This window comes from Nonomuraea composti, assembly GCF_012034275.1.
Taxonomy (GTDB): domain Bacteria; phylum Actinomycetota; class Actinomycetes; order Streptosporangiales; family Streptosporangiaceae; genus Nonomuraea; species Nonomuraea composti.
In genome coordinates this window covers 26,629-50,919 of the sequence record NZ_JAATEP010000063.1, presented here as the reverse complement: position 1 = coordinate 50,919, position 24,291 = coordinate 26,629, and the positions used below count along the sequence as shown (strand labels likewise).

Annotated in this window: 18 protein-coding genes; 15 read left to right on the top strand and 3 right to left on the bottom strand. The window is 71.8% G+C overall.

What is annotated here, in order from left to right:
- From HCN51_RS49275 to HCN51_RS49240, 8 genes are all read left to right on the top strand, one after another.
- Entirely contained in the window at positions 1–588 is a 588-nt protein-coding gene (locus tag HCN51_RS49275) for a Trp biosynthesis-associated membrane protein (RefSeq protein ID WP_168019272.1), read from the top strand.
- A gap of 108 nt (positions 589–696) precedes the next feature.
- Entirely contained in the window at positions 697–1,308 is a 612-nt protein-coding gene (locus HCN51_RS49270) for a DUF4190 domain-containing protein (protein WP_168019270.1), read from the top strand.
- A 162-nt stretch (positions 1,309–1,470) separates the two neighbouring features.
- Entirely contained in the window at positions 1,471–2,058 is a 588-nt protein-coding gene (locus HCN51_RS49265) for a CD225/dispanin family protein (protein ID WP_168019300.1), read from the top strand.
- Positions 2,059–2,092: 34 nt separating this feature from the next.
- Positions 2,093–2,524 carry a DUF2752 domain-containing protein gene (locus HCN51_RS49260; protein WP_168019268.1) on the top strand — a complete coding sequence of 144 codons (432 nt, stop codon included), beginning with the start codon at positions 2,093–2,095 and terminating at the stop codon, positions 2,522–2,524.
- A 131-nt stretch (positions 2,525–2,655) separates the two neighbouring features.
- Positions 2,656–3,495, top strand: coding sequence for an indole-3-glycerol phosphate synthase TrpC (trpC, locus tag HCN51_RS49255; RefSeq protein WP_080041013.1), 840 nt, complete (start codon positions 2,656–2,658; stop codon positions 3,493–3,495).
- A gap of 38 nt (positions 3,496–3,533) precedes the next feature.
- Complete coding sequence (trpB, locus tag HCN51_RS49250; protein WP_206068802.1) at positions 3,534–4,736, top strand: tryptophan synthase subunit beta; 1,203 nt, start codon at positions 3,534–3,536, stop codon at positions 4,734–4,736.
- Positions 4,737–4,843: 107 nt separating this feature from the next.
- Positions 4,844–5,638 carry a tryptophan synthase subunit alpha gene (gene trpA / locus HCN51_RS49245; RefSeq protein ID WP_080041012.1) on the top strand — a complete coding sequence of 265 codons (795 nt, stop codon included), beginning with the start codon at positions 4,844–4,846 and terminating at the stop codon, positions 5,636–5,638.
- Positions 5,639–5,722: 84 nt separating this feature from the next.
- On the top strand, positions 5,723–9,622 hold the full coding sequence (locus tag HCN51_RS49240) for an endo-alpha-N-acetylgalactosaminidase family protein (protein ID WP_206068798.1): 3,900 nt from the start codon (positions 5,723–5,725) through the stop codon (positions 9,620–9,622).
- Here the strand turns inward: HCN51_RS49240 and HCN51_RS49235 are convergent.
- Together HCN51_RS49235 and HCN51_RS49230 are read right to left on the bottom strand one after the other, a co-directional pair.
- Complete coding sequence (locus tag HCN51_RS49235; protein WP_168019266.1) at positions 9,609–10,256, bottom strand: VC0807 family protein; 648 nt, start codon at positions 10,254–10,256, stop codon at positions 9,609–9,611. The genes HCN51_RS49240 and HCN51_RS49235 overlap by 14 nt on opposite strands.
- Entirely contained in the window at positions 10,253–10,858 is a 606-nt protein-coding gene (locus tag HCN51_RS49230; RefSeq protein ID WP_168019264.1) for a TetR/AcrR family transcriptional regulator, read from the bottom strand. Before HCN51_RS49230 ends, HCN51_RS49235 begins: the two co-directional genes overlap by 4 nt.
- A gap of 194 nt (positions 10,859–11,052) precedes the next feature.
- On the opposite strand from HCN51_RS49230, the gene HCN51_RS49225 reads away from it, so the two are divergent.
- From HCN51_RS49225 to HCN51_RS49200, 6 genes are all read left to right on the top strand, one after another.
- Entirely contained in the window at positions 11,053–11,529 is a 477-nt protein-coding gene (locus tag HCN51_RS49225) for a MauE/DoxX family redox-associated membrane protein (RefSeq protein WP_080041009.1), read from the top strand.
- A complete protein-coding gene (locus tag HCN51_RS49220) occupies positions 11,529–12,293 on the top strand; it encodes a DsbA family protein (RefSeq protein WP_168019260.1) in 765 nt (254 codons plus the stop codon). The genes HCN51_RS49225 and HCN51_RS49220 overlap by 1 nt, the downstream gene beginning before the upstream one ends.
- A gap of 26 nt (positions 12,294–12,319) precedes the next feature.
- Positions 12,320–13,549: a prolipoprotein diacylglyceryl transferase gene (lgt, locus tag HCN51_RS49215; RefSeq protein ID WP_168019258.1), complete on the top strand. Its 1,230-nt coding sequence runs from the start codon at positions 12,320–12,322 to the stop codon at positions 13,547–13,549.
- On the top strand, positions 13,546–14,250 hold the full coding sequence (locus HCN51_RS49210; RefSeq protein WP_168019256.1) for a VIT1/CCC1 transporter family protein: 705 nt from the start codon (positions 13,546–13,548) through the stop codon (positions 14,248–14,250). The genes lgt and HCN51_RS49210 overlap by 4 nt, the downstream gene beginning before the upstream one ends.
- A 1,445-nt stretch (positions 14,251–15,695) precedes the next feature.
- Positions 15,696–16,406: a hypothetical protein gene (locus HCN51_RS49205; protein ID WP_168019254.1), complete on the top strand. Its 711-nt coding sequence runs from the start codon at positions 15,696–15,698 to the stop codon at positions 16,404–16,406.
- A 236-nt stretch (positions 16,407–16,642) separates the two neighbouring features.
- A complete protein-coding gene (locus tag HCN51_RS49200) occupies positions 16,643–17,410 on the top strand; it encodes a hypothetical protein (RefSeq protein ID WP_168019252.1) in 768 nt (255 codons plus the stop codon).
- A gap of 292 nt (positions 17,411–17,702) precedes the next feature.
- On the opposite strand, the gene HCN51_RS60680 is transcribed toward HCN51_RS49200, so the two are convergent.
- Positions 17,703–19,520 carry a bis-aminopropyl spermidine synthase family protein gene (locus tag HCN51_RS60680; protein WP_240974049.1) on the bottom strand — a complete coding sequence of 606 codons (1,818 nt, stop codon included), beginning with the start codon at positions 19,518–19,520 and terminating at the stop codon, positions 17,703–17,705.
- A 259-nt stretch (positions 19,521–19,779) separates the two neighbouring features.
- On the opposite strand from HCN51_RS60680, the gene gltB reads away from it, so the two are divergent.
- Complete coding sequence (gltB, locus tag HCN51_RS49190; protein WP_206068796.1) at positions 19,780–24,285, top strand: glutamate synthase large subunit; 4,506 nt, start codon at positions 19,780–19,782, stop codon at positions 24,283–24,285.
- Positions 24,286–24,291 lie beyond the last annotated feature (6 nt).

The window sequence follows — 24,291 nt, the reverse complement described above, 5'->3', positions numbered from 1 at the left end:
GTGGAGAGCGAGAGACCTGACTCCGGCCGCCGGGAGCTGTGGGCCTGGGTGGTGGCGACCGCGCTCGGCTGCCTGCTCGTGCTGGTCGCCGCCGGGCAGACGTGGGCGCGCGTGCTCCAGAACGACGGGGTGGCGGCGCCCACGGGAGGAGACCTCAGCCCCGCGCTGACCCCCGTGGCGCTGGCCGGGCTGGCCGGGATCGTCGCGGTGCTCGCCACCAAGGGCCTGGGGCGCCGGCTCGTCGGCGCGCTGCTGGCCCTGTGCGGCGCCGGCGCCGCCGCGGCCACGTGGACGGCGCTCAGCGGCGACGACGTGACCGATTGGCTGCGCGAGCAGAACGTGCTGCACGGCGCCACCGACCTCCCCTGGGAGAGCGCGCCCCTGTGGCCGGCCGTGGCCGCCGCCGGCGCGGTGCTGATGGTCGCGGGCGGGATCCTGGCCGTCGTGCGCGGCGGTCGCTGGGCCGGCATGTCGGCCCGGTACAGCAGGCAAGCGGGCGCGCCCGCGAAGGAGACCGCGCAGGTCAAGGACGACAAAGCGCTCTGGGACGCGCTCGACAGGGGCGACGATCCCACCGATTCCCGCTGAATCCCGGCTCTGTCGAATCCTCCACTGTTCTGAACCATTGTCTGCTTGGCAAACGTTTCCTCAATAAGCTGCCGTTGCAACTCGCCACGAACATTGAGGAGCCAGCTCATGACCTACGGGGATCAGGGCGCGAACGGCGGCTACGGGCAGCAGCCGCCGAGCGGGGGAGGCTACGGGCAACAGCCTCCCCATTACGGGGGCGGTTACGGGCAGCAGCCATCGAGCGGGGGAGGCTACGGCCAGCAGCCCCCCAGCCACGGCGGCTACGGCCAGCAGCAGCCGGGCTATGGCGGCTACGGGGAGCAGCAGCAGCCCGGCTACGGCGGCTACGGGGAGCAGCCCAACAGCCAGCAGAACCTCGGCTACGGCCAGCTTCCGCCGAGCGGCGGCTACGGCTACCAGCAGCAGCCGCCTCCCGGCTACTACGGCCCGCCGCAGCAGCCGCGCTCCACGAACGGCATGGCGGTCGCCTCGCTCGTGCTGGGCATCATCGGGCTGATCTTCTGCGGCCTCACCAGCATCCCGGGCGTGATCCTCGGGCACATCGCGCTCAACCGGATCAAGAAGACCGGCGAGGAGGGCTCGGGCATGGCGGTGGGCGGCCTGGTCACCTCGTACATCACGGTCGTGATCTGGGTGCTGTGCTGGCTCTTCTTCGGCGGGTTCTTCCTGTGGATGCTGGGCCTGAGCGCCGCGGCCACGTCCTCGTCCGATTTCTGACCCTCGGGTAACGTGCCGAAACCGTAGCCGGACCGTGACGAGCCGCTTGCGGTCCGATTACGAATTGTCCGCAAAATGGACGTTCGTCCACGTAGACGGTGCATTGTCGCTAGGCTGCCGCGCGCAACTCGAACTCAAAGTGACGAATAAGGGGTCATGAGCATGAGTTACGGCAACCAGGGCGACGGCGGTTACGGCGGCCAGCCGCCCGGCGGCGGTTACGGTCAGCAGCCGCCGAGCGGCGGCGGTTACGGTGGCGGTTACGGGCAGCAGCCCCCGAGCGGCGGTGGCTACGGCCAGCAGCCGCCCAGCGGCGGTGGTTACGGCGGTGGTTACGGGCAGCAGCCCCCGAGCGGCGGTGGCTACGGCCAGCAGCCGCCCAGCGGCGGCGGTTACGGTGACGGCTACGGCCAGCCGCCCGGCGGCGGTTACGGCCAGCCCCCCGGTGGCGGCTACGGCGGCCAGGGCGGCCCGGGCGGCAACCCGCCGGACAACCAGCTCGTCCCGGCCATCCTGACCGCCATTTTCTGCTGCCTCCCCCTCGGCATCGTGGCGATCATGAAGTCGTCGCAGGTCAACCAGCGGTGGCAGGTCGGCGACTTCGCGGGCGCGCACCAGGCCGCCGAGGAGGCCAAGACGTGGTGGAAGCGCACCCTGATCGCCGGCATCATCCTGTCGGTGCTGAGCGTCATCGGCGTGATCGTGTACTTCCTGCTGATCGCCGCCGCCGTGAGCGCGTCGTACTCCTGATGAGGGCCGGGCGGGGAAGGTGAATACTGAGCACATGACATTCGCGGCGACCGAGCAGTCCGGGAAGCGACGCCTGAAGGCCCTGCTGCCGCCGCTCGGTGTCGCCGCGCTCACCGGTGCGGTGTTCACGGTCGTCGGGATGGTCGATCCCAACGAGCCGGGTCACTACCCGACCTGCCCGTTCCTGTGGCTCACCGGCCTGTACTGCCCGGGTTGCGGCACGCTGCGCACCATCCACGCGCTGGCCCACCTCGACCCGGTGGCCGCCCTCGGCCTCAATCCCCTCGCAGTCGCCATGATCCCGTTCCTGGTGTTCTGGTGGGGCCGATGGGTGGTGCGCGCGGTGCAGGGCCGGCCCAGACGCACGACGCTGGCGCATCCGGCGTGGCTCTGGGCGTTCCTCGCGATCGTGATGGTCTACTGGGTCGTCCGTAATCTCCCATTCGGGGCGTTCCTAGCCCCATAGGCGGCGCCCACATGGGGACCGGTGGTGAGGTGACCCCGTAGGGGCCGATACCATCGCAGGACAAGGCAGAGAGCGGACGCGACGCGAACTCTCCGCCACCCCCAGACGCCGACCGGAGGGACCTCAAGCGCGTGAGTGAGCGGACGGAAGGGCCGAGTGTCCTCGACGACATCCTCGACGGGGTGCGCGCCGACCTCGCCGCACGTCAGCAGGCCGTGTCCATCGACGAGCTCAAGCAGCGAGCCGAGCGGGCCCAGGCGCCCCGCGACGCGATGGCCGCGCTGGGAGGCGACCGCATCTCGGTGATCGCCGAGGTCAAGCGCTCCAGCCCGTCGAAGGGCGCGCTCGCCGCGATCGCCGACCCCGCGGCGCTGGCGGCCGACTACGAGGCGGGCGGCGCCCACGTGATCAGCGTGCTGACCGAGCGGCGCAAGTTCGGCGGCAGCCTCGACGACCTGGCCGCGGTGCGCGCCAGGGTCGACATCCCGATCCTGCGCAAAGACTTCATCCTCACTTCCTACCAGCTCTGGGAGGCCCGCGCCTACGGCGCCGACCTGGCCCTGCTCATGGTCGTCTGCCTGGAGCAGGAGGCCCTGGTGTCGCTCATCGAGCGGGCCGAGTCCATCGGGCTCACCCCGCTGGTCGAGGTGCACACCGAAGAGGAGCTGGAACGGGCGGTCGCCGCCGGCGCCCGGGTCATCGGGGTCAACGCGCGCAATCTGAAGACACTCGAGGTCGACCGCGACGTCTTCGCGAAGATCGCGCCGAAGATCCCCGATAATGTCATCAAGATTGCCGAGTCGGGCGTGCGCGGCCCGCATGACCTGCTCGCCTACGCCCGGGGTGGCGCCGACGCCGTCCTGGTGGGCGAGAGCCTGGTCACCGGCAAAGACCCGCGCAAGGCAGTGGAGGCGTTGGTGACCGCCGGCGCTCATCCGTCGACGCGCCCCGACCACTCAGCAGAGGGATAGCAGTGGCAAACGAAGGCAGCATCCTGACCGCCGCCGACCTGGCCGGCAACGGCGCCGGCGACGACCCCGACGTGCACGGCAAGTTCGGCATCTTCGGCGGCCGGTACGTCCCGGAGGCGCTCATCCCGGCCCTCGACGAGGTGGCGGCCACCTACGAGAAGGCCAAGAACGACGCGGAGTTCCTGCGCGAGTTCGATCACCTGCTGCGCACCTACGCGGGCCGGCCCACCACGCTGACCGACGTGCCGCGCTTCAGCGAGCAGGCCGGCGGCGCCCGCGTGATCCTCAAGCGCGAAGACCTCACCCACACCGGCGCCCACAAGATCAACAACGTGCTGGGCCAGGCGCTGCTCACCAAGCGGCTCGGCAAGAAGCGCGTCATCGCCGAGACCGGCGCCGGCCAGCACGGCGTGGCCACCGCCACCGCCGCGGCCCTGCTCGGCCTCGAGTGCGTCATCTACATGGGCGCCGTCGACTGCGAGCGCCAGGCACTCAACGTCGCCAGGATGAAGCTGCTCGGCGCCACCGTCGTGCCCGTCTCCAACGGCTCCCGCACGCTGAAGGACGCCATCAACGAGGCGTTCCGCGACTGGGTGACCAACGTCGACACCACCCACTACCTGTTCGGCACCGTGGCCGGCCCGCACCCGTTCCCCGAGATCGTGCGCGACTTCGCGCGCATCATCGGCGTCGAGGCGCGCCGCCAGATGCTGGAGCTGACCGGGAAGCTGCCCGACGCGGTGTGCGCCGCCGTCGGCGGCGGCAGCAACGCGATCGGCATCTTCCACGCCTTCATCGGCGACCGCGACGTCCAGCTGCACGGCTACGAGGCCGCCGGGCACGGCCTGGAGAGCGGCGAGCACGCGCTCACCCTCACCGCCGGCTCCGTGGGCGTGCTGCACGGCTCGCGCACCTACGTCCTCCAGGACGACGAGGGCCAGACCATCGAGTCGCACTCGATCTCCGCCGGGCTCGACTACCCCGGCGTCGGCCCCGAGCACGCCTGGCTGAAGGACTCCGGCCGCGCCACCTACCACGGCGTCACCGACGACCAGGCGATGGCCGCGTTCTCGCTGCTGGCCAGGACCGAAGGCATCATCCCCGCCATCGAGTCCTCCCACGCCCTGGCGGGCGCGCTGGAGCTGGGCCGCGAGCTCGGCCCCGAGGCGACCATCCTGGTCAACCTCTCCGGCCGCGGCGACAAGGACATGGGCACCGCGATGAAGTACTTCAACCTGTAAGACTCCCTTCGCCCGCGCCGGGCGCGAGTCCTCCCCGGCGCGGGGGATTCAGGGGCGGGCCCGCCGCAGGGCATCATGGGAGGACTCGACCTTCGAAACGGACAGACATGACGACTCTTCAGACGGTTTTCGCCAAGGCGAAGGCGGACAACCGGGCCGCGCTCGTCGGCTACCTGCCCGCGGGCTTCCCCTCCAAGGGCGGCGACGTCGCCGCCGCCGCGGCCCTGGTGGAGGCCGGCTGCGACGTCATCGAGATCGGCCTGCCCTACTCCGACCCGCTCATGGACGGCCCGACCATCCAAGACGCGGTGCACCGTTCGCTGACCAACGGCACGCGCATCGCCGACGTGCTGCGCACCGTCGAGGGGGTGGCCGCCACCGGCGCCGCCACGCTCGTCATGACCTACTGGAACCCGATCGACAAGTACGGCGCCGACCGCTTCGCGCGTGACCTGGCCAACGCCGGCGGCGTGGGCACGATCACGCCCGACCTGACGCCGGAGGAGTCCGAGCCGTGGCGGGCCGCGTCCGCGGCGGCCGGCATCGACACGGTGTTCCTGGTCGCGCCCAGCTCGACCGAGCCGCGCATCAAGGCCGTCGTCGACTGCTGCACCGGCTTCGTCTACGCCGCCTCCCTCATGGGCGTCACCGGCGCCAGGGAGACCGTGAACGTCGCCGCCGAGGGCCTGGTCCAGCGCACCAAGGCGCACACCGACCTGCCCGTCTGCGTGGGCCTCGGGGTCGGCACGGGCGCGCAGGCGGCCGAGGTGGCGGCCTACGCCGACGGCGTGATCGTGGGGTCGGCGTTCATCCGCCGCATCCTCGACGCGCCCGACGAGGCGGCCGGGCGCGAGTCCATCGGGGTGCTGGCCCGTGACATGGCCAGGGGCGTGCGGCGCTGAGCCCTGTCGTGACCTGAAAGCGCGGTTCCCTGAACGGGGGCCGCGCTTTACCGTCTAAGTCAGACGGTCCCGAAAGGACGGGTCATGCGTCCCTTGTTACTCGCGGCAGCCCTCACCCTCGCGGCCCCGGCCATGGCCGCCCTGGCAGCACCGCCCGAGCCCGTGCCGGCGCCCGCCTCGCCCGCGCCCGCGCCCGCCTCGCCCGCTTCCGCTTCGCCCACGCCCTCGCAGGCGCCCACCTACGAGCTGCCGTCGCCGGAGCCGCCGGTGACCGGCGCGCCGCCGCCGAGCCCCACCGCGCAGAACGTGCCGCCCACCCCCGCCGAGGTGGCCGAGCCGATCGTGATCGCGTCGGCGGCCCTGCGCGTCGAGCTGGACCCCGCCTTCCCGCGCGTCCTGCGCTACACCGACCGGGCGAGCGGCGCCACGCTCGGCGGCGGCGCGGCCGTGCCCGCCGTCGTGATCAACGGGCAGACCAGGCCCGCCGAGGTACGGCTGACCGGCAACGACGGCGCGACCGCCCGTTACCGCCTCGACCTCGGTGACGGGGTCGCGCTGCGGGCCAGCGTCGGGGTCAGGGGCAGGGTGACGACGTTCGCGATCGACGAGGTGACCGACACCGAGGCGTTCAGGGTCGGCACCATCGACCTGCCCGGCCACGACCTGGTGTCGGTGTCGAGCGCGCAGCCGGGCGCGGCCACCGCGTTCACCCGGCTGGACCCCGACTCCACCCGCACCGCCGACGTCTTCGCCCAGGTCACCGCGGCCACGCCGGCGGAGACGGCGCCGGTCGGGGCGACGTACGCGATCGTGCACACCGACCGGCTGGCCGCCGCCGTCGAGACGAACGCGACCTACGACCGCCCGTCCGGCCCCACCGACCGCGACGCGGCCCGCCTGTGGCACCAGGCCAGGAAGGACGCCGGCGGCACGGTCCGGGTGGGCGTCTGGAGCGGCCAGTGGACGCACCGCGCGAGCGGCTCCCCGTTCACCGAGGAACGCCCGTGGGCGAAGGTCGTGGTCACCCCCGACGCGAACGGCGACGGCACGCTCGACTGGCAGGACGGCGCGATCGCGTTCCGCGGCATCGCGGTCAAAGCGCTCGGCTCGGAGCGGACCAAGGACCGGGTGGTCACGCACATCCCGTTCAACTTCTCCAGCCAGGCCACGCACCCGTTCCTGCGCACGCTGGACGACGTCAAGCGGGTCTCGCTGGCCACCGACGGGCTCGGGCAGCTCGCGCTGCTCAAGGGCTACCAGTCGGAGGGGCACGATTCCGCGCACCCCGACTACGGCGGCAACCACAACCGCCGCGCGGGTGGCCTCAAGGACCTGAACACGCTGCTCAGGGCGGGCAGGGCGTGGAACGCCACATTCGGCGCGCACGTCAACGCCACCGAGGCCTACCCCGAGGCGAGGAGCTTCGACGAGCGGCTGGCCAACAAGGACGCCAAGGGCTGGAACTGGCTCGACCAGGCGTACCTGATCGACCAGCGCGGCGACCTGACCAGGGGCACGCTGGCCGCACGGCTGGCCCGGCTGCGCGCGGAGACGGACCCGAACCTCGCGCTGCTGTACGTGGACGTGTTCCGGCCGTTCGGCTGGGTCGCCGACCGCACGCAGGCCGAGCTGCGCGCGCAGGGCTGGCAGGTGGCCACCGAGTGGTCGGACAAGCTGGAACGCTCGTCGCTGTGGTCGCACTGGGCCAACGACCTCGGCTACGGCGGTGCCACCAACAAGGGCCTGAACTCGCAGATCATCCGGTTCGCGCGCAACCACGAGAAGGACGTCTGGAACGCCCACCCCATCCTGGGCAACGCCCGCATCGTCGAGTTCGAGGGCTGGACGGCGGAGAACGACTTCACGGCCTTCCTGCGCAACGTCTGGGAGAACAACCTGCCGGCCAAGTTCCTCCAGCAGCAGCGGATCATGGACTGGAACGCCGACGAGATCGTGTTCACCGGCGGCGTGCGCGGCACCTACCGCGACGGCAGGCGCGAGCTGTTCGCCGGCGGGCGCAAGGTGCTCGACGGCGGCACGTACCTGCTGCCGTGGCACGGCAAGTACTACCACTACAACCCGGCGGGCGGTGAGAGCACCTGGGAGGCCGACCGGCCGATGAGCGTGTACGAGCTCACCGACCAGGGCCGCGTCCCCGCCGGCACCGTCACCCCGTCCGGCGGGCGGATCACGCTGAAGGCGAAGGCGGGCGTGCCGTACGTGCTCTATCCCGGCAGAGCGCCGAGGCAGGCCGATCCCGGGTGGGGGCAGGGGAGCGGCGTGCGCGACCCCGGGTTCAACGACGACCGCCTCCGCGGCTGGAGCGTCAGCGGGCCTGTGCGCGTGGAGCGCGACGCGCTGGGCCGCCGGGTCGCCCTGCTGGGCGCGGGCGCGCAGGCGCGCCTTGAGCAGCCGCTGAACGGGCTGCGGCCGGGACGGACGTACACGGCGTCGGCGTTCGTCGAGGTGGAGCCGGGCAGGACCCGCGCGACCACGCTGGCGGCGGGCGGCGCGGCCGTGACCGTGCTGCGCTCCACGGCCAAGAACTACATCGCCTCCGACGAGAAGCACGACACCTATTTCCAGCGGGTGAAGGTGACGTTCAGGGCGTCGTCCCCGTCCGCCGTGCTGCGCATCACCGCCGCGCCCGCCGAAGGGGACGTGCGGGTGGACGACGTCCGCGTGTTCGAGCGCGAGCCCGCCGGTGACGTGGAGACGTTCGAGTCGGTGGAGCCCGGATGGGGGCCGTTCGTGAAGGGGGACGCGGGCGGGTCGTTCGACGCGCGCACCCACCTGTCCGAGCGGCACGAGCCGTACACGCAGGCCGGCTGGAACGGCAAGACGGTCGACGACGTGCTGCACGGCGACTGGTCGCTGAAGGCGCACGAGGAGCGGCAGGGCCTGATCTACCGTACGGTGCCGCAGACCGTGCCGTTCGAGCCCGGGCACGCCTACGAGGTCTCCTTCGCCTACCAGAACGCGCTGGACGGCACCTACCAGTGGGTCACCGGCTACGACAAGGGCGGCGCCGCCGTGGAGACGCGCCGCACGCCGATCCCCGCTCAGCGGACGACCGCCCGGTTCACGGAGCGGGTGGTGGCCGGGTGCGGCGACGTGTGGGTGGGGCTGCGCTCGCTGCGGCCCGAGCTGGCCGGGGCGGACTTCGTCCTCGACGACTTCGCCGTCACCGACCTCGGGCCCGCGCCGGACGCGCAGGCGTGCGGCACGCTGGAGGTGACGCCCCCGGCGGTGCTGGAGCAGGGGGTCGCGGGCGAGGTCACGACCACGTTCACCAACCTTGAGGACGTCGCGCTCCAGGACGTGGCGGTGCGGCTGACCGTGCCCGAGGGGTGGACGGCCGAGGGCGACGGCACGGGGACGGTGCGGCCCGGCGGGAGGCTCGCCACGACGTGGCGGGTCACGGCGCCCGCCGGCGCGGCGTACGGCACGTACGAGCTGGCCGCCACCGCCACGTACACGGTGGGCGGGGCCCCCAGGACGCTGACCGCCACCGCCTCCGTGCGCACGCTGCCGTCGCCGTCCACCGGCGACGCCTACGCGAGCGACCTGGAGTGGGTGAGCGCGGACAACGGCTGGGGGCCGGTGGAGCGCGACCGGTCCAACGGTGACACCGGCGCGGGCGACGGCGGGCCGATCGTGATCGGCGGGCGGACGTTCGCAAAGGGGCTCGGCACGCACGCGCCCGCCAAAGTGCGTTTCTACCTCGGAGGGCGGTGTACGTCGTTCACGGCCTTCGTCGGCGTTGACGACGTGCAGGCCACGCGCGGGTCGGTGCAGTTCAGCGTGACGGCCGATGGGGTGGAGAAGGCGCGCAGCCCCGTGCTGCGGGCCGCCGACGCGGCGTACGAGCTGAGCGCCGGCCTCACCGGCGCCCGGTACGCGGACCTGGTGGTGGGCGACGGGGGCGACGGCATCGGCAACGACCACGCCGACTGGGGGGAGGCCCGGTTCAGCTGCTCCTGAGCTCCGCGTACAGCGGGGACCAGCGGTTGTAGACCCCGCTGGGCACCAGGTAGACGTTCATGGCGACCTGCATGAGCAGGAGGAAGACGACGTACTGGGCGGTGTTGACGCCCGGCACCGCGTCCATCGGCAGGGCGTAGGCGATGACGATCCGCACCACGGCGTCCGCGAGCAGGCCGGCGCCCCAGATGACGCTCGCCACCCGCCAGATGCGCCGGAAGGCGGGCAGCCGCGCCCACAGCACGTCCCACGACTCGCGGTTGGGGCCGATCCGGCCCTCCAGGATGAACCGGGTGAACACGAACGCCAGCGGCCGCTCGCCGCGCGCGCTGATGAGGAACCACAGGCCGGCCACCCCCGTGAACCAGCCGTCCTTGGCCAGCAGCAGCCGCGGGTCGTGGACGAGGACGGACACGGCGGCGCTGGCCAGCATCATGACCGTCATGTAGAGGCCCAGGCGGTCCGGCCTGCGGCGGCGGACGAGGTCGGAGACCACGCTCACGCCGGGGACGAACGAGCTGATCACGAACGCCAGGTGCGGCTCGACGCCGCTCGCGCGCAGGACGTAGTAGAGCACCACGGTCAGGCCGACGTCCACGGCCAGTGTCAGCAGCCCTCGCAGCCGCGTGCTCATGCGCGGGTCGCCCGGGCGAACAGGGCCGCCAGCTCGTCGGCGTACTCGGCCAGGTCGGCCTCCGGATCGGCCTCCAGCAGGAACGGCAGCCCGTCCAGCGAGCGCTGGATCGTCATCGCCATCACGCGCGTGCTGAACGGCCCGAACTCGCCGCTCTCCTGCCCCCACGCCAGCAGGCGCTCCAGGTGGGACAGCGACGACAGGTCGGTGGCCGCGTCCCGCGCCGCCGTGCCGCCCTCCGGGCGGAAGTTGAGGAAGATCTCCGTGGCCGCCCGCATCTCGGTGCGGTGCCCGCCGAGGTACTCCACCAGCGAGCGGATGTACGTCTCCAGCGCGGCGGAGGCGGTCGGGCGCGCGCTGACGCGCTCGTGCATGAACCTGCTCAGATCACCGTAGATCGTGGCGATGGTCTGGCCGATCAGCTCGTCCTTGCCGTCGAAGTGGTACGAGATCAGCCGGGTGCTGCTGAGCCCGGCGCGCTCGGCGATCCGGGCAAAGGAGGTGTGGTGGTAGCCGAGCTCGGCGATGGTCTCGATCGTCGCGGCGACGATCTGCGACCGCCTGGCGGAGCTGGTGACCGACTCGCCCTGTTTTACTGGCATGAGTAATTTTTTACTCAGTCGAGTAAATGCGGCAACCCTCCCAGCTCAATCGCGGAAAACTCGCTTAGCTGACGCTTATCCGCGACGTGATGCGATGGAAGCCGGGTACTGTGCGCATTCCGGCGCAGAGACAGAGGAGAACACTTGTGGCCGCGTCACTACCGCTACCTTGGGCGAGATCGGCGATACCCTGGGTGACGACCGTCGCCCGGCTGGTTCTGGGCGGCGTGCTGATCGCGGCGGGTGCGCTCAAGATCGGTAATCCGGCCGACTCCGTCGTGGCGGTCAAGGCCTACCAGTTGCTGCCCGAATCGATCGCCGTCGCGGTGGGCTACGCCCTGCCGATCGTGGAGATCGTGGTCGGCGTGCTGCTGGTCGTCGGTCTGCTGACCAGAGTGGCCGCGGTGATCGCCGCGCTGCTCATGTTCGCGTTCGTGTTCGGCATCGGCTGGGCCTGGGCGAACGGCCTGCGGATCGACTGCGGCTGCTTCGGCGGCGGCGGCCAGCTCGGGGTCGGGCAGGAGCCGGCCTACCTGCTCGACATCCTGCGCGACTTCGGCCTCGTGCTGCTCGGCGCGTGGGCCGTGCGCTTCCCGCCGGGCCGCTTCGCGCTCGACGGAGCCCTCGGTCTCGGGGGCGACACTCATGACGATGACGAGGGGGACCACTGATGAGCAAGGGCGAGCGGACGAAGACGAAGTCGCAGTCGGCGCGCGACAAGATCAAGGCGCAGCAGGCCGCTCAGCGCGCGCGTGACAAGCGCCGCAAGACCGTGACGTACGTGACCGCGGGCGCCGTCGCGGTGGCCGCGGTCGGGCTCGGCTGGTGGTACGCCGCCAGCATCTCCCGCTCCGAGGAGGCCACCGGCGCCCTCGCCCCCGTCACCGTGCAGCCCGACGGCACCGCCGTGATGGCCCAGAGCGGCGTCACCGCGCCCGTGGTCGACATCTACGAGGACTTCCAGTGCCCGGCCTGCAAGGAGCTGGAGCGCGTCAGCGGCCAGACCTTCAAGAACCTCGCCGCCGAGGGCAAGGCCAAGGTCGTCTACCACCCGATCACGATCTTCTCCCAGGAGCCCACCAAGTCCAACTCCGTCCGCGCCGGCAATGCCGCCCGCTGCGTCGCCGACGGCAAGCAGTGGCTCGCCTTCCACGACCTGCTCTTCAAGAACCAGCCCTCCGAGACCGAGGAGGGGTTCAAGGTCGACCAGCTCAAGCAGTGGGGCAAGGACGCCGGGGTCAGCTCGCCCGACTTCGACCAGTGCGTGATCTCCAACAAGAACGCCGAGGCGCACCTCGCGTACAGCAAGAAGATCAGCGACGAACAGAAGCTCGATCACACGCCGACAGTGAAATTGAACGGCACAGAAATAGACAATCAGGTACTGTTCAGTCCGTCGCAACTGCGTGATGAGATTACCGGGGCGGCTAAGTAGGCTCGCTTCCGCTACCCTCACCTGACATGCCCCTTGCCTCGATTCCCAGCCCTTCCCAAGGGGTCTGGTATCTCGGAATCATCCCGATCCGGGCTTATGCGCTATGCATCGTGCTCGGCGTCATCGTCGCCGTCTGGCTGAGCGAGCGCCGCTGGCGCGCACGCGGCGGCCAGCGGGGGACGATCATCGACATCGCGGTCCCCGCGGTAATCTTCGGCCTGATCGGCGGCCGCCTCTACCACGTCATCACCGACTGGCAGACCTACTTCGGCAGCCGCGCGATCAAGGAGCCGATCCAGGCCCTGTTCATCTGGGAGGGCGGCCTCGGCATCTGGGGCGCGATCGCGCTCGGCGGCGTCGGCGTCTGGTGGGCCGCGCGCAGGCGCGGCCTGTCCATGACGGCGCTCGCCGACACGATCGCCCCCGGCATCGCCTTCGCGCAGGCCATCGGCCGCTGGGGCAACTGGTTCAACCAGGAGCTGTACGGCTCGCCGACCACGCTGCCGTGGGGCCTGGAGATCGACGTCGACCACGGCGGCGAGCCCGGCGTCCTCTACCACCCGACGTTCCTGTACGAGTCGCTGTGGGACGTCGCGCTCGGCTTCGTGCTCATCTTCCTGGGCCGCCGCCTCGCGCTGCACCACGGGCGGCTGTTCGCCCTCTACGTCGCCGGTTACACGCTGGGCCGCTTCTGGATCGAGGGGCTGCGCATCGACCCGGTCGGCGGCGTGGACCACGCGGTGACGCTCCTCGGGCTGCGCCTCAACCAATGGACGTCCATCGTGCTGTTCGTGGGCGCGCTGGTGTACTTCTGGGCCACCAGGAACAAGACGGGCGAGGAGATCGTCGTCCCGCCGTCCGCCGACCCCGACCCCGCCCACTCCACCGGCCAGGCCGACCCCGGCCCGGACGAGCCCTCCGCCACCTCCGAGAAGGGGGCGGCCGAGGAGCCCGGGGAGACCGGGGAGCCTGGGGCCGATCCGGCGGGCTCCGGCACGGACACGAAGACGGAGACCGAGGCGGATACCGAGGCGGATACTGAGGCGCGGACTACGGCGGATACTGCGGCGGATACCAGGGCGGAGACTGCGGCGGAGACGAAGGCGGGGGCCACGGACGACACGCCCGCCGCGCCCGCCGGGGATGACACCGGCGACACCGGCGGTGAGGCTCGCGATGACGACGGTGAGCGGGCCGAGGAGCCCGGCGCCGAGCCTGACGCCGAGCCCGTGACGAAGGAGAAGAACTCGCGATGAGCGGTCGCGCGGAGATCCACCACGAACATCGCGACGTCACCGGAGGCTGGTTGCGGCCCTCGGTGTTCGGCGCGATGGACGGCCTGGTGTCGAACTTCGCGCTCATCGCCGGTGTCGCGGGCGGCACCACCAACACCAGGGTGATCGCGCTCGGCGGCGTCGCCGGCCTCGCCGCCGGGGCGCTGTCCATGGCGGGCGGCGAATACGTCTCCGTGGCCAGCCAGCGCGAGCTGGCCCAGGCCGAGATCGCCGTCGAACGCCGCGAGCTGGCCCGCCACCCCGACGACGAGCAGGCGGAGCTGGCCCAGACCTTCGTCGACAAGGGCGTGACCCCCGACCTGGCCGCCGAGGTGGCCCGCCAGATCTCCGCCCACCCGGAGCGGGCCCTGGAGGTCCACTCACGCAACGAGCTGGGCGTCGTGCCGGGGGAGCTGCCGTCGCCGATGGTGGCCGCGGTCTCGTCGTTCCTGTCGTTCGCGGTGGGGGCGGTGCTGCCGCTGCTGCCGTACCTGTTCGGGGCCCAGGGGCTGGGCGTCCCGGCGGCCGTCTCGTGCGTGGCGCTGTTCGCGGCCGGGGCGCTGGTCTCCGCCGTGACCGCCCGCACCTGGTGGTACTCAGGGCTACGCCAGCTCCTGGTGGGGGCCGTGGCGGCGGGCGTCACGTTCGGCGTCGGCAACCTCATCGGCGCGGCGGGGCTGTGATGGCACGTCGAAGAGGCCCGTCGGGCTCCGGCGGGCGGTCGAGCGGCGACCGTCCCGGCCGCACCCGCGGCACCCACTCCACCCCGCCGGGCGACCTGCACCCGTCGGCGCCTGACGGCGGCGGCTTCTTCGGGGCTGGGCCTGACGGCGGCTTCCCCGCGCCAGGGCCTGACGGCGCGGGCTTTCCCGGGGCGGGCAGCGGCGGCTCGCGTGGCTCGCACGCGTCCGGCAGCTCGCATGCGTCCGGCGGCTCGCATGCGTCCGGCACCGATGCCTGGCCGACCGGCGAGCGCGGCCATCGGCACGCGGGCGGCACCGACGGCGCCGGCTGGCCCGCCGGGGGAGGCCGGCAGGCTTCGGCTGGGGAGCCCGGCTGGCCGGCGGGTGATGGTCGATCGGCGGGCACCGATGGGCACGGCTGGCGCTCTACCGGCACCGACGCCGGCGGCTGGCCCGGGGCTCACGCCGGGGGCAGCCGGGCGGCAAGCGGCACCGACGCCGGTGGCTGGCCTGTCTCCGGGCACCACGGCGGAGGCCAAGCAGCAGGCGGCACTGACCACGGCGGCTGGCCTGTGGCCGGGAGCAGCCAGCCCGTGGGCGGCACCGACCACGGCGGCTGGCCAGTGGGCGGCGCGCACGGCGGAGGTTCGGTCGCGGGCGGCGCGCACGGCGGAGGTTCGGCTGCGGGTGGCGCACACGGCGGTGGGCGGTCTGGAGGCGAGCCGGAGGGTGGCAGGCGCTCGGCGGGGACTCGCGGTGGCCGCAGAGCCCGTTCGCGTGGCACGCGCGCTGCGGAGCCGGTCAGCGACGACCGCCAGGCGGCAGGCACGGACGGCGGCTGGCCGGGCGCGGGCACGGACAGCACCGGCTGGCGGTCGGCTGTGGGGACGGACAGCACCGGCTGGCCGTCGGCCGCGGGGACGGACAGCAGCGGCCGGTCCGCGGCCGACGCCGACAGCGGCCGGCGTTCGCGCGCTCGTGCGGACGGCCGGGGCCGGGGCGCTGCTCATGCTGAGAGCGGTGGCAGCGCTGCCGTTCATGACGACGGTGGCGAGGAATGGCTGGCGGGAGAGGCCGACGGAACCTGGCCGCCCAGAGACCTCCCGCACATCCGGCCCAAGCGGAATGCCCCGGAAGACGCAGCCGCCGAGGGCTTCGCGACCGATGGGCGTGGAAGAGGCAGGGGCTCCCGAAGGGCCGACGGAGGCGCGAGGGGCGAGGAAGCGGAAAGAGGCGACGGATCCGGCAGAGGCGACGGGCCCGGTAGAGCCGAGGGATCCGGTAGAAGCGACGGATCCGGTAGAGGCGAGGGATCCGGTAGAGGCGACGAGGCGTCGTCCTCGGCGGCGGGGGCGTCGTCGCGGAAGCGGCGTCGTACCCCTCGCTCGGACTGGCAGCTCCCCCTGCTCACCGACTGGGGATTCCGCCCGCAGCAGCAGCGGCTGATGGTCATCATCGCCACGGTCGTGGCCGTGCTGGCCGGCGGCACCGGCCTGGTGGTGGCCATCACGAACCTGGGCACGTACGCACCCGAGAGACAGCCCAGCGCCGCCGTGCTCGGCCCCGACGCGGCCGTGCCGCAGGTGTTCCACGGGTGGGGCTCGCCCAAGCTGTTCGACCCGCTGGCGGAGCGGACCAAGGACGCGAAGGCGCTGACCGAGAAGGAGGTGTTCAGCCAGAGCGAGCTGGCCGTCTCCAAGAAGCTCAAGCTCAAGCTCGTCGCCAAGCAGCTCGACGCCGACTGCTCGGCCGCGCTGTGGGGTGGCACCCTCCTCGAACGGGTCTCGGACGCCGCATGCACCCAGGCAGCCCGGGGGCTTTACGCCAGCTCCGACGGCCGGTACGTCGGCCAGTACACGCTACTCAACCTCAAGGACGGCAAGTCGGCCGCCGAACTGGTCGAGTCGTTGAAGACCCTTTACCGTGGTGGCTGGGCACGTCCCCTGACCTCCACCAAGGCGTCCTTCCCCGGCGGCGGCTACTCGGAGGCAGGCGGCTACGCACTGGGCCACTACGTCGGGCTGGTGTGGATCGGCAAGCTGGACGGCGCCGAACCCACCACGAAGGACGACTTCGTCTCCCTCACACTGGCTTTGCGAGGGGCGGAAAAGGCCGTCTACCGCCGCGTCGTCGCGATCACAGGATCGGCAGGCTGACGATGGCACACCCCAGCCCCGGACCAATCCCCTCCGACGACCCCACCCCGACACGGCACACGCCGCCTGGAGGCCCTGCTCCGGCCCGGCCCGGCACGGGATCGACCTCTTCCGGCGATCCCGCCCAGGCACGCCACACGCCGACCGGCGACCCCGCGTCGCCACGGCACACGCCGGTCGACGATTCCACCCTGGAACGGCATACACCGATCACCGACCTCGCCCCGGAACTGCAAATGCTGGCCGGCGGAGCTGCCTCGGGGCGGCACACGCCGGTCGGCGATCCTGGCTCGGCGCGGCGCACATCGGCCGACGACCGCACCCGCGCACAACGCACCCCGGCACAACGCACATCGTCCGACGCGTGGGATGAGGAGCGGGACGGGCGTCCGAGGCGTCGCCTCCTCGTCATCGCCGCCGTCATCATCGTCGCGGCGGCCGTCGGCGTGGGCGGGTGGTTGTGGCTGGGGCGTGAGCAGCCCCGCCCCGCCACGTTCCACGCCGAGCCCACCTCCGCCTTCTACGCCGCCATCGACACCCGCCAGAACGACGCCTCCCCGCTCACCCTCCAGGAGGTCTTCACCCCGGCCACCAAGACCCTCGGCAAGCTGAGCCTGACGGCGACCCGCCAGTACACCGACTGCGACGAGGCGCTCTGGGGCGTCACGACCACGGGCTGCACGCAGGCGCTCCAGGCCACCTACCAGGGCGGGTCCATGGCGGGGCAGTTCGTCATCTTCAACCTGGCCGACGGGCGTGCGGCCGACGCGCTGGTGGCGGCGCTGCGCAAGGACGGGTTCGTCCGGCAGGACGTCGCGTTCGAGGCGGCCGGCAGCCGCGCCCAGGCGCGCGCCATGGGGCATTACGTCACGGTGAGCTGGGTCGGCGCCACCGCCCCCGCCGAGGACCAGGCCATGACCTCTGTGCAAGACCAGGTCACGGCCCTCGTCGCCCTCGACGGCCTGGGCCGCGTGGTCCAGGGCCGCATCGTCGCCGCCACCTGACCCCACCCCGCTCCGGGGCACTGAGAGGGGCGCGTGCGTTGTCGCTGGTGCGGGCGATGTGAACGCGCCGGTGCGTAGGTGGTCGTGTGAAGACGGCCACGAGTCCGAGCCGCGGTTCTGGTGTGGCGCTCCATGGACGATCGCGCACGGGCCCCGTAGCAGTGCGGCCCCTGTCAGGCGCAAGGATGCGGTGGGTCCTGGGGTGGGGTCTGGTCAGCGCGTGGGTGTGGCGGCTCTATGAGGATAAGGCTGGCTGGGCCGGGTGGAGAGGGCTGGCGGTGGGATGGCTGGATCAGGAAGCCGTACCGGTGAGGGCTCTGACCGTGGTGGTGATCGCGTCTCTGAGGGCGGTCAGGCGGTGGAGGGGGGCCTCCAGGGGGGTGAGATCGTCGGACCAGTCGGCGGCTTCGCGGATCAGGGTGCGGGCCTCGTTCTTGGTGAGCGTCGTGCCCTGGGCTCTGGCCAGCGCGATGAGGGCCTCGCGCCACGTGTTGGCGAGCTTGCCGTGGCCGTTGTCCAGGATCCTGCGCAGGATCGTGTCCACCTCGCCCTCGGGCTGAGGCAGGCGCACGACGTTCAGGACGCCCTCGCGGGCCTCCGTGAGCGTGTAGACGGACGACAGCGCCGCGGGCAGGCGCGGGGTGAGGCCCGGGCCGACGACGCGGAGGTGGGTGGCACGGGAGGCCAGCAGGAGGCGGGGGAGCGCGGCCTCCAGACCGGCGGGGACGGCCACGGCCACGCGGGCGGGGGAGGCGGCGTACGGCTTGGCGAGCCAGGTCGAGAGCTTGACCCGGGGCTGGGTCAGCGCCTTGGGCCACTCACCGACCAGAAGCTCGGCCTCGAACCCCGCCAGCGGGTCCGATTCGCCCCCACGCCCTGCGGAGGTGGCCGCCCGCGCTGCCGGCGCATCGGGACGGCCCGCCTGCGCGTTCGCAACACCCGCCGGTTCGTTCGCGTTGGCTGCCTGCGCGTCCGCTTCGGCTGCCTGCCCGCTTGGACCGGCTGTCCGCGCACCCGGGGCTTCGGCGTGCGGGCTTCCAGCGTCTTCGTGCGCCCGAGCGGCCGTTGCACGCCGATCCGGGGTCGCTGCGCGTGGTGTGGTCGGGGACGCCGGTGAGGTGGGGCCGCCCTTGGGGGTGCCCGAGGTGCTTTCCACCGCCTGCGGCCCCTGTGTGTAGATGGCCGTGGAGGTCGGGCGGCTCAAGCGGGATTGGACGGCCGGGCGGGTCTTGGTGGTGGGGCGGAGGAGGTAGAGGTCGGCGGCGGAGCCGATGGCTTCTGCCCCGAAGTATCGGTTGAAGTCGGGGTAGATGGCCTCGTAGGCGAGGTTGAGGTCCGACAGCTCCTGCTGCACCTTGAACGCCAGCAGCGGCGTGCGTTCGCTGGCCCCGTACGCCAGCAGCACCCGCCCTCCGTCCTTCAGGCCCTCGACGGCGCGGGCGACGAACAGGCCGATGCCTTCCGGTGTGTACGGCGGGTCGGTGAGGGCGAGGTCGTGGTCCTTGGCGGAGGCGGGCAGGCCGAGGCGGAGGTCGGCCCAGCGGGTGCGGACGCCGAGCCGCTGCTCGTCGATGTAGGCGAGGATGCGCTCGTCGACGTCGACGACGGTGACGTCGGTCTCGGGGTGGACGAGCTTGACGGCGAGGGAGGTGAGGTCGTGGTCGCCGACGCACAGCAGGCGCGTGCCGGGCAGCCAGAAGCGGGCCCCGAGCAGGAGGGCGCGGCGCAGCACGGTGTCGGGGGTGGCGGAGACGTGGTCGAGGACGTGGCGGGCGCGCGGCGCCTTGGCGATGAGGGTGGTGAGCCGGTCGAGGGCGGGGCGGTAGTGGGGCAGGAGGTGGGCGACCGGGTCTTCGGGGGGCGGGGCGACGGCGATGAGGTGCTGGTAGGCGGGGGTGTCGGTGAGCGGCACGCGGAAGCGGTCGCCGTCGTGCTCCAGCACCAGCTCGCGCAGCAGGGCCTCGATGGTGCGCCGCGACGTGGCCGTATCCCTGACCACGTCGGGCAGGGACCACCACTGGCCGTCGCACAGGAGGCCGAGGGCGTGCCTGAGCCGCCTGCTGTCGGCCCCGGCCTCGGTGAGCAGGCGTTCGACCCCGTCACGCTCCATGGGCAAACCCTATCGGCTCGCGGGCACTCGCTCCTCCTGGCGGAAAGTCGTCGCCGGGATCGGGAATTTCGGCGGCCAGGCTCAGGGTTTGGGATAGCGAGTTCGGATGCCGAGATGGGGCACGAAGTTCGTAATGCGGACGCGGCGGGCACCAATCCGGCAGGGTGAGGTAACCTCTACCCACGATATGCAGCAGGGCCAACGTCGTCCCTCGCCTGTGAAGCAGTTCTCGACAGACGAAGACGACGGGAGGGATTCAATGCCTGCTGCCCACCTCGGGTTCCCCGAGCCCCAGGGCCTGTACCACCCCGCCAACGAGCACGATGCCTGCGGTGTCGCCATGGTCGCCGACGTCGCCGGGCGTCGTGATCACGGCATCGTGGTCAAGGCGCTGACGGCGCTGTGCAATCTTGATCATCGGGGGGCCAAGGGTAGCGAGCCGGACACCGGCGACGGAGCCGGGATCCTGACGCAGATCCCCGATGGGTTCTACCGGGCGGTCGTGCCGTTCACGCTGCCCGACGCCGGTGCGTACGCCGCCGGCATCGCCTTCCTGCCCTTCGACGAGCAGGCCAGGGCCACGGCCGTGCGCCTGATCGAGGAGATCGCGGCCGAGGAGGGCCTGACCGTGCTCGGCTGGCGCGAGCTGCCGGTCGACCGGGAGCTGCCGGGGCCGAGCGCCCGGGCGGTCATGCCGCACTTCGCCCAGCTGTTCGTGTCCGACCCTGAGGGGCGCACGGGCCTGGAGCTGGACCGGCTGGCGTTCTGCCTGCGCAAGCGGGCCGAGCACGAGGCCGACGTGTACTTCCCCTCGCTGTCGTCCCGGACGGTCGTCTACAAGGGCATGCTCACGCCCGACCAGGTCGAGCCGTTCTTCCCCGACCTGAGCGACGAGCGTTACGAGAGCGCGATCGCGCTGGTGCACTCGCGGTTCTCCACCAACACGTTCCCGAGCTGGCCGCTGGCCCACCCCTACCGCTACATCGCGCACAACGGCGAGATCAACACGGTCAAGGGCAACCGGAACTGGATGCGGGCCCGCGAGGCGATGCTGGCCTCCGCCAACATCCCGGGCGATATTTCGCGACTTTTCCCCATCTGCGACCCGGACGGCAGCGACACCGCCAGTTTCGACGAGGCCCTTGAGCTGCTCCACATGGGCGGCCGCAGCCTCCCGCACGCCGTCCTGATGATGATCCCCGAGGCGTGGGAGAACCACACCGAGATGGACCCGGCGCGCCGGGCCTTCTACGAGTTCCACTCCACGCTGATGGAGGCCTGGGACGGCCCCGCCTCGATCACGTTCACCGACGGCACGCTCGCCGGCGCCGTGCTCGACCGCAACGGCCTGCGCCCCGGCCGGTTCTGGGTGACCGCCGACGGCCTGGTCGTGCTGGCCTCCGAGGCCGGCGTGCTGGACATCGCGCCCGAGGACGTCGTCCGCAAGGGCCGCCTGCAGCCGGGCCGCATGTTCCTCATCGACACCGCCCGTGGCAAGATCATCGAGGACGACGAGATCAAGGCCGAGCTCGCCGCCGAGCTGCCGTACAGCGAGTGGCTGCACGCCGGGCTCGTCCGCTTCGAGGAGCTGCCCGCCCGCTCGCGCGAGATCCCCACGCACGAGGCGCTGGTCAAGCGGCAGCAGACCTTCGGCTACACCGAGGAAGAGCTGCGCGTCATCCTGTCGCCGATGGCCAAGACCGGCCAGGAGCCGATCGGCTCGATGGGCACCGACACGCCCGTCGCCGTGCTGAGCGAGAAGCCGCGGCTGCTGTTCGACTACTTCACGCAGCTGTTCGCGCAGGTCACGAACCCGCCGCTGGACGCCATCCGCGAGGAGCTGGTCACCTCCCTGGCCAGCACCCTGGGGCCCGAGGGCAACCTGCTGGACCCGGGGCCGAGCTCCTGCCGCCAGCTCGTGCTGCCGTACCCGGTGATCGACAACGACGAGCTCGCCAAGATCATCCACATCAACGACGAGCACGACCTGCCGGGCTTCCACCCGTACGTCATCAGCGGCCTGTACGAGGTCGGCGGCGGCGGCGAGGCGCTGCTGCGCCGGCTGGAGGAGATCAGGGCCGAGGCGTCCAAGGCGATCGCCGACGGCGCGCGCATCATCGTGCTGTCCGACCGCGGCTCCTCCGACGCGCTCGCGCCGATCCCGTCGCTGCTGCTGACCGGCGCGGTGCACCACCACCTGATCCAGGAGAAGACCCGCACCAAGATCGGCCTGGTCATCGAGACCGGGGAGGCGCGCGAGTGCCACCACATGGCGCTGCTCATCGGCTACGGCGCCGCCGCGATCAACCCGTACCTCGCGATCGAGACGATCGAGGACCTGGTCGACGCCGGCGCGCTGCAGATGGACAAGCACAAGGCGGTCCGCAACCTGATCAAGGCGTACGGCAAGGGCGTCATCAAGGTCATGTCCAAGATGGGCGTGTCCACCGTCGCCTCCTACACCGGTGCGCAGATCTTCGAGGCGCTCGGCCTGAGCCAGGAGGTCATCGACTCCTGCTTCACCGGCACCACCTCCCGTCTCGGCGGCGTCGGCTTCGACGTGCTGGCCGAGGAGGTCGCGCAGCGGCACCGCCACGCGTACCCGCGCGTGGAGAACCCCCACCGCAGGCTCCAGGTCGGCGGCGAGTACCAGTGGCGGCGCGAGGGCGAGCCGCACCTGTTCAACCCCGAGACCGTCTTCAAGCTGCAGCACGCCACCAGGACCCGCCGCTACGAGATCTTCAAGGAGTACACGAACCTCGTGGACTCCCAGGCGGAGCGGCTGATGACCCTGCGCGGCCTGTTCAGGCTGCGCAAGGGCAACCCGATCCCCATCGAGGAGGTCGAGCCGGTCGAGAGCATCGTCAAGCGGTTCTCCACCGGCGCGATGTCGTACGGCTCCATCTCCATGGAGGCGCACGAGACGCTCGCCATCGCGATGAACCGGCTGGGCGGCAAGTCCAACACCGGTGAGGGCGGCGAGGACCCCGAGCGCCTGTACGACCCGGAGCGCCGCTCCGCGATCAAGCAGGTGGCCTCCGGCCGGTTCGGCGTCACTTCCGAGTACCTGGTCAACGCCGACGACCTGCAGATCAAGATGGCGCAGGGCGCCAAGCCCGGCGAGGGCGGCCAGCTGCCCGGCCACAAGGTCTACCCGTGGGTGGCCAAGACCCGGCACTCCACGCCCGGCGTCGGCCTCATCTCGCCGCCGCCGCACCACGACATCTACTCGATCGAGGACCTGGCCCAGCTCATCCACGACCTGAAGAACTCCAACCCGGAGGCCAGGGTCCACGTGAAGCTGGTCGCCGAGGTCGGGGTCGGCACGGTCGCGGCGGGCGTGTCGAAGGCGCACGCCGACGTGGTGCTCATCTCCGGGCACGACGGCGGCACCGGCGCGTCCCCGCTGACGAGCCTCAAGCACGCGGGCGCCCCGTGGGAGCTCGGCCTGGCCGAGACCCAGCAGACGCTGCTGCTGAACGACCTGCGCGACCGCATCGTGGTGCAGGTGGACGGCCAGCTCAAGACCGGCCGCGACGTCGTCATCGCCGCGCTGCTGGGCGCCGAGGAGTACGGCTTCGCCACCGCCCCGCTGGTCGTGTCCGGCTGCGTGATGATGCGCGTCTGCCACCTCGACACCTGCCCGGTGGGTGTCGCCACGCAGAACCCCGAGCTGCGCAAGCGGTTCACCGGCAAGCCCGAGTTCGTGGTCAACTTCTTCGAGTTCATCGCCGAGGAGATCCGCGAGTACCTCGCCGAGCTGGGCTTCCGCTCGCTCGACGAGGCGATCGGGCACGTCGAGATGCTCGACACGACGGCGGCCGAAGACCACTGGAAGGCCAGCGGTCTCGACCTGTCGCCGATCCTGCACCGGCCGGAGCTGCCCGCGGGCACCCCGCTGCGCCGCACCGTCGAGCAGGACCACGGGCTGCAGCACGCGCTCGACAACACCCTCATCCAGCTCGCCGAGGGCGCCATCAACGACGGCACCCCGGTCACGCTGGAGCTGCCCATCCGCAACGTGAACCGCACGGTCGGCACCATGCTCGGCTACCAGGTCACCAAGCGGTACGGCGGCAAGGGCCTGCCCGACAACACCATCGACATCTCCTTCACCGGCTCGGCGGGCAACTCGTTCGGCGCGTTCGTGCCGCGCGGCATCACGCTGCGGCTGACCGGCGACGCCAACGACTACCTGGGCAAGGGCCTGTCCGGCGGGCGCATCACCGTCCGGCCGCACGACGAGGCCCCGCTCGACGGCCACATCATCGCCGGCAACGTCGCCCTCTACGGCGCCACGTCCGGCGAGGTGTTCGTCCGGGGCGTCGTGGGCGAGCGGTTCTGCGTGCGCAACTCCGGCGCCACCGCGGTCGTCGAAGGCGTGGGCGACCACGGCTGCGAGTACATGACCGGCGGCAAGGCCGTGGTGCTCGGCCCGACCGGGCGCAACTTCGCGGCCGGCATGTCGGGCGGCGTGGCGTACCTGCTGGACCTGAACCCCGAGCGGGTCAACCGCGAGATGGTCGCCATCGAGGCGCTCACCGAGCAGGACGCCGAGTTCCTGAAGGAGACCGTCGAGAAGCACTTCGCGGAGACCGGCTCGCCGGTCGCCAAGGCGCTGCTCGCCGACTGGGACGCGGCGCTCACCAGGTTCGGCAAGATCATGCCGACCGACTACAAGAGGGTGCTGGAGGCCGCCGAGGCCGCCCGCATCGAAGGCCGGGACATCGACGAGGCCGTCATGGCGGCCGCGGTCAAGGGTTAAGGGAGG

Excerpts from the sequence above, each read along its gene's own strand:
- HCN51_RS49240 (WP_206068798.1), top strand. The coding sequence starts at position 5,723 with ATGCGTCCCTTGTTACTCGCGGCAGCCCTCACCCTCGCGGCCCCGGCC.
- gltB (WP_206068796.1), top strand. The coding sequence starts at position 19,780 with ATGCCTGCTGCCCACCTCGGGTTCCCCGAGCCCCAGGGCCTGTACCAC.
- HCN51_RS49270 (WP_168019270.1), top strand. The coding sequence starts at position 697 with ATGACCTACGGGGATCAGGGCGCGAACGGCGGCTACGGGCAGCAGCCG.
- HCN51_RS49210 (WP_168019256.1), top strand. The coding sequence starts at position 13,546 with ATGAGCGGTCGCGCGGAGATCCACCACGAACATCGCGACGTCACCGGA.
- HCN51_RS49265 (WP_168019300.1), top strand. The coding sequence starts at position 1,471 with ATGAGTTACGGCAACCAGGGCGACGGCGGTTACGGCGGCCAGCCGCCC.
- HCN51_RS60680 (WP_240974049.1), bottom strand. The coding sequence starts at position 19,520 with ATGGAGCGTGACGGGGTCGAACGCCTGCTCACCGAGGCCGGGGCCGAC.
- HCN51_RS49220 (WP_168019260.1), top strand. The coding sequence starts at position 11,529 with ATGAGCAAGGGCGAGCGGACGAAGACGAAGTCGCAGTCGGCGCGCGAC.
- HCN51_RS49260 (WP_168019268.1), top strand. The coding sequence starts at position 2,093 with ATGACATTCGCGGCGACCGAGCAGTCCGGGAAGCGACGCCTGAAGGCC.
- HCN51_RS49235 (WP_168019266.1), bottom strand. The coding sequence starts at position 10,256 with ATGAGCACGCGGCTGCGAGGGCTGCTGACACTGGCCGTGGACGTCGGC.
- lgt (WP_168019258.1), top strand. The coding sequence starts at position 12,320 with ATGCCCCTTGCCTCGATTCCCAGCCCTTCCCAAGGGGTCTGGTATCTC.
- HCN51_RS49200 (WP_168019252.1), top strand. The coding sequence starts at position 16,643 with ATGCTGGCCGGCGGAGCTGCCTCGGGGCGGCACACGCCGGTCGGCGAT.
- HCN51_RS49230 (WP_168019264.1), bottom strand. The coding sequence starts at position 10,858 with ATGCCAGTAAAACAGGGCGAGTCGGTCACCAGCTCCGCCAGGCGGTCG.
- trpA (WP_080041012.1), top strand. The coding sequence starts at position 4,844 with ATGACGACTCTTCAGACGGTTTTCGCCAAGGCGAAGGCGGACAACCGG.
- HCN51_RS49205 (WP_168019254.1), top strand. The coding sequence starts at position 15,696 with ATGGTCATCATCGCCACGGTCGTGGCCGTGCTGGCCGGCGGCACCGGC.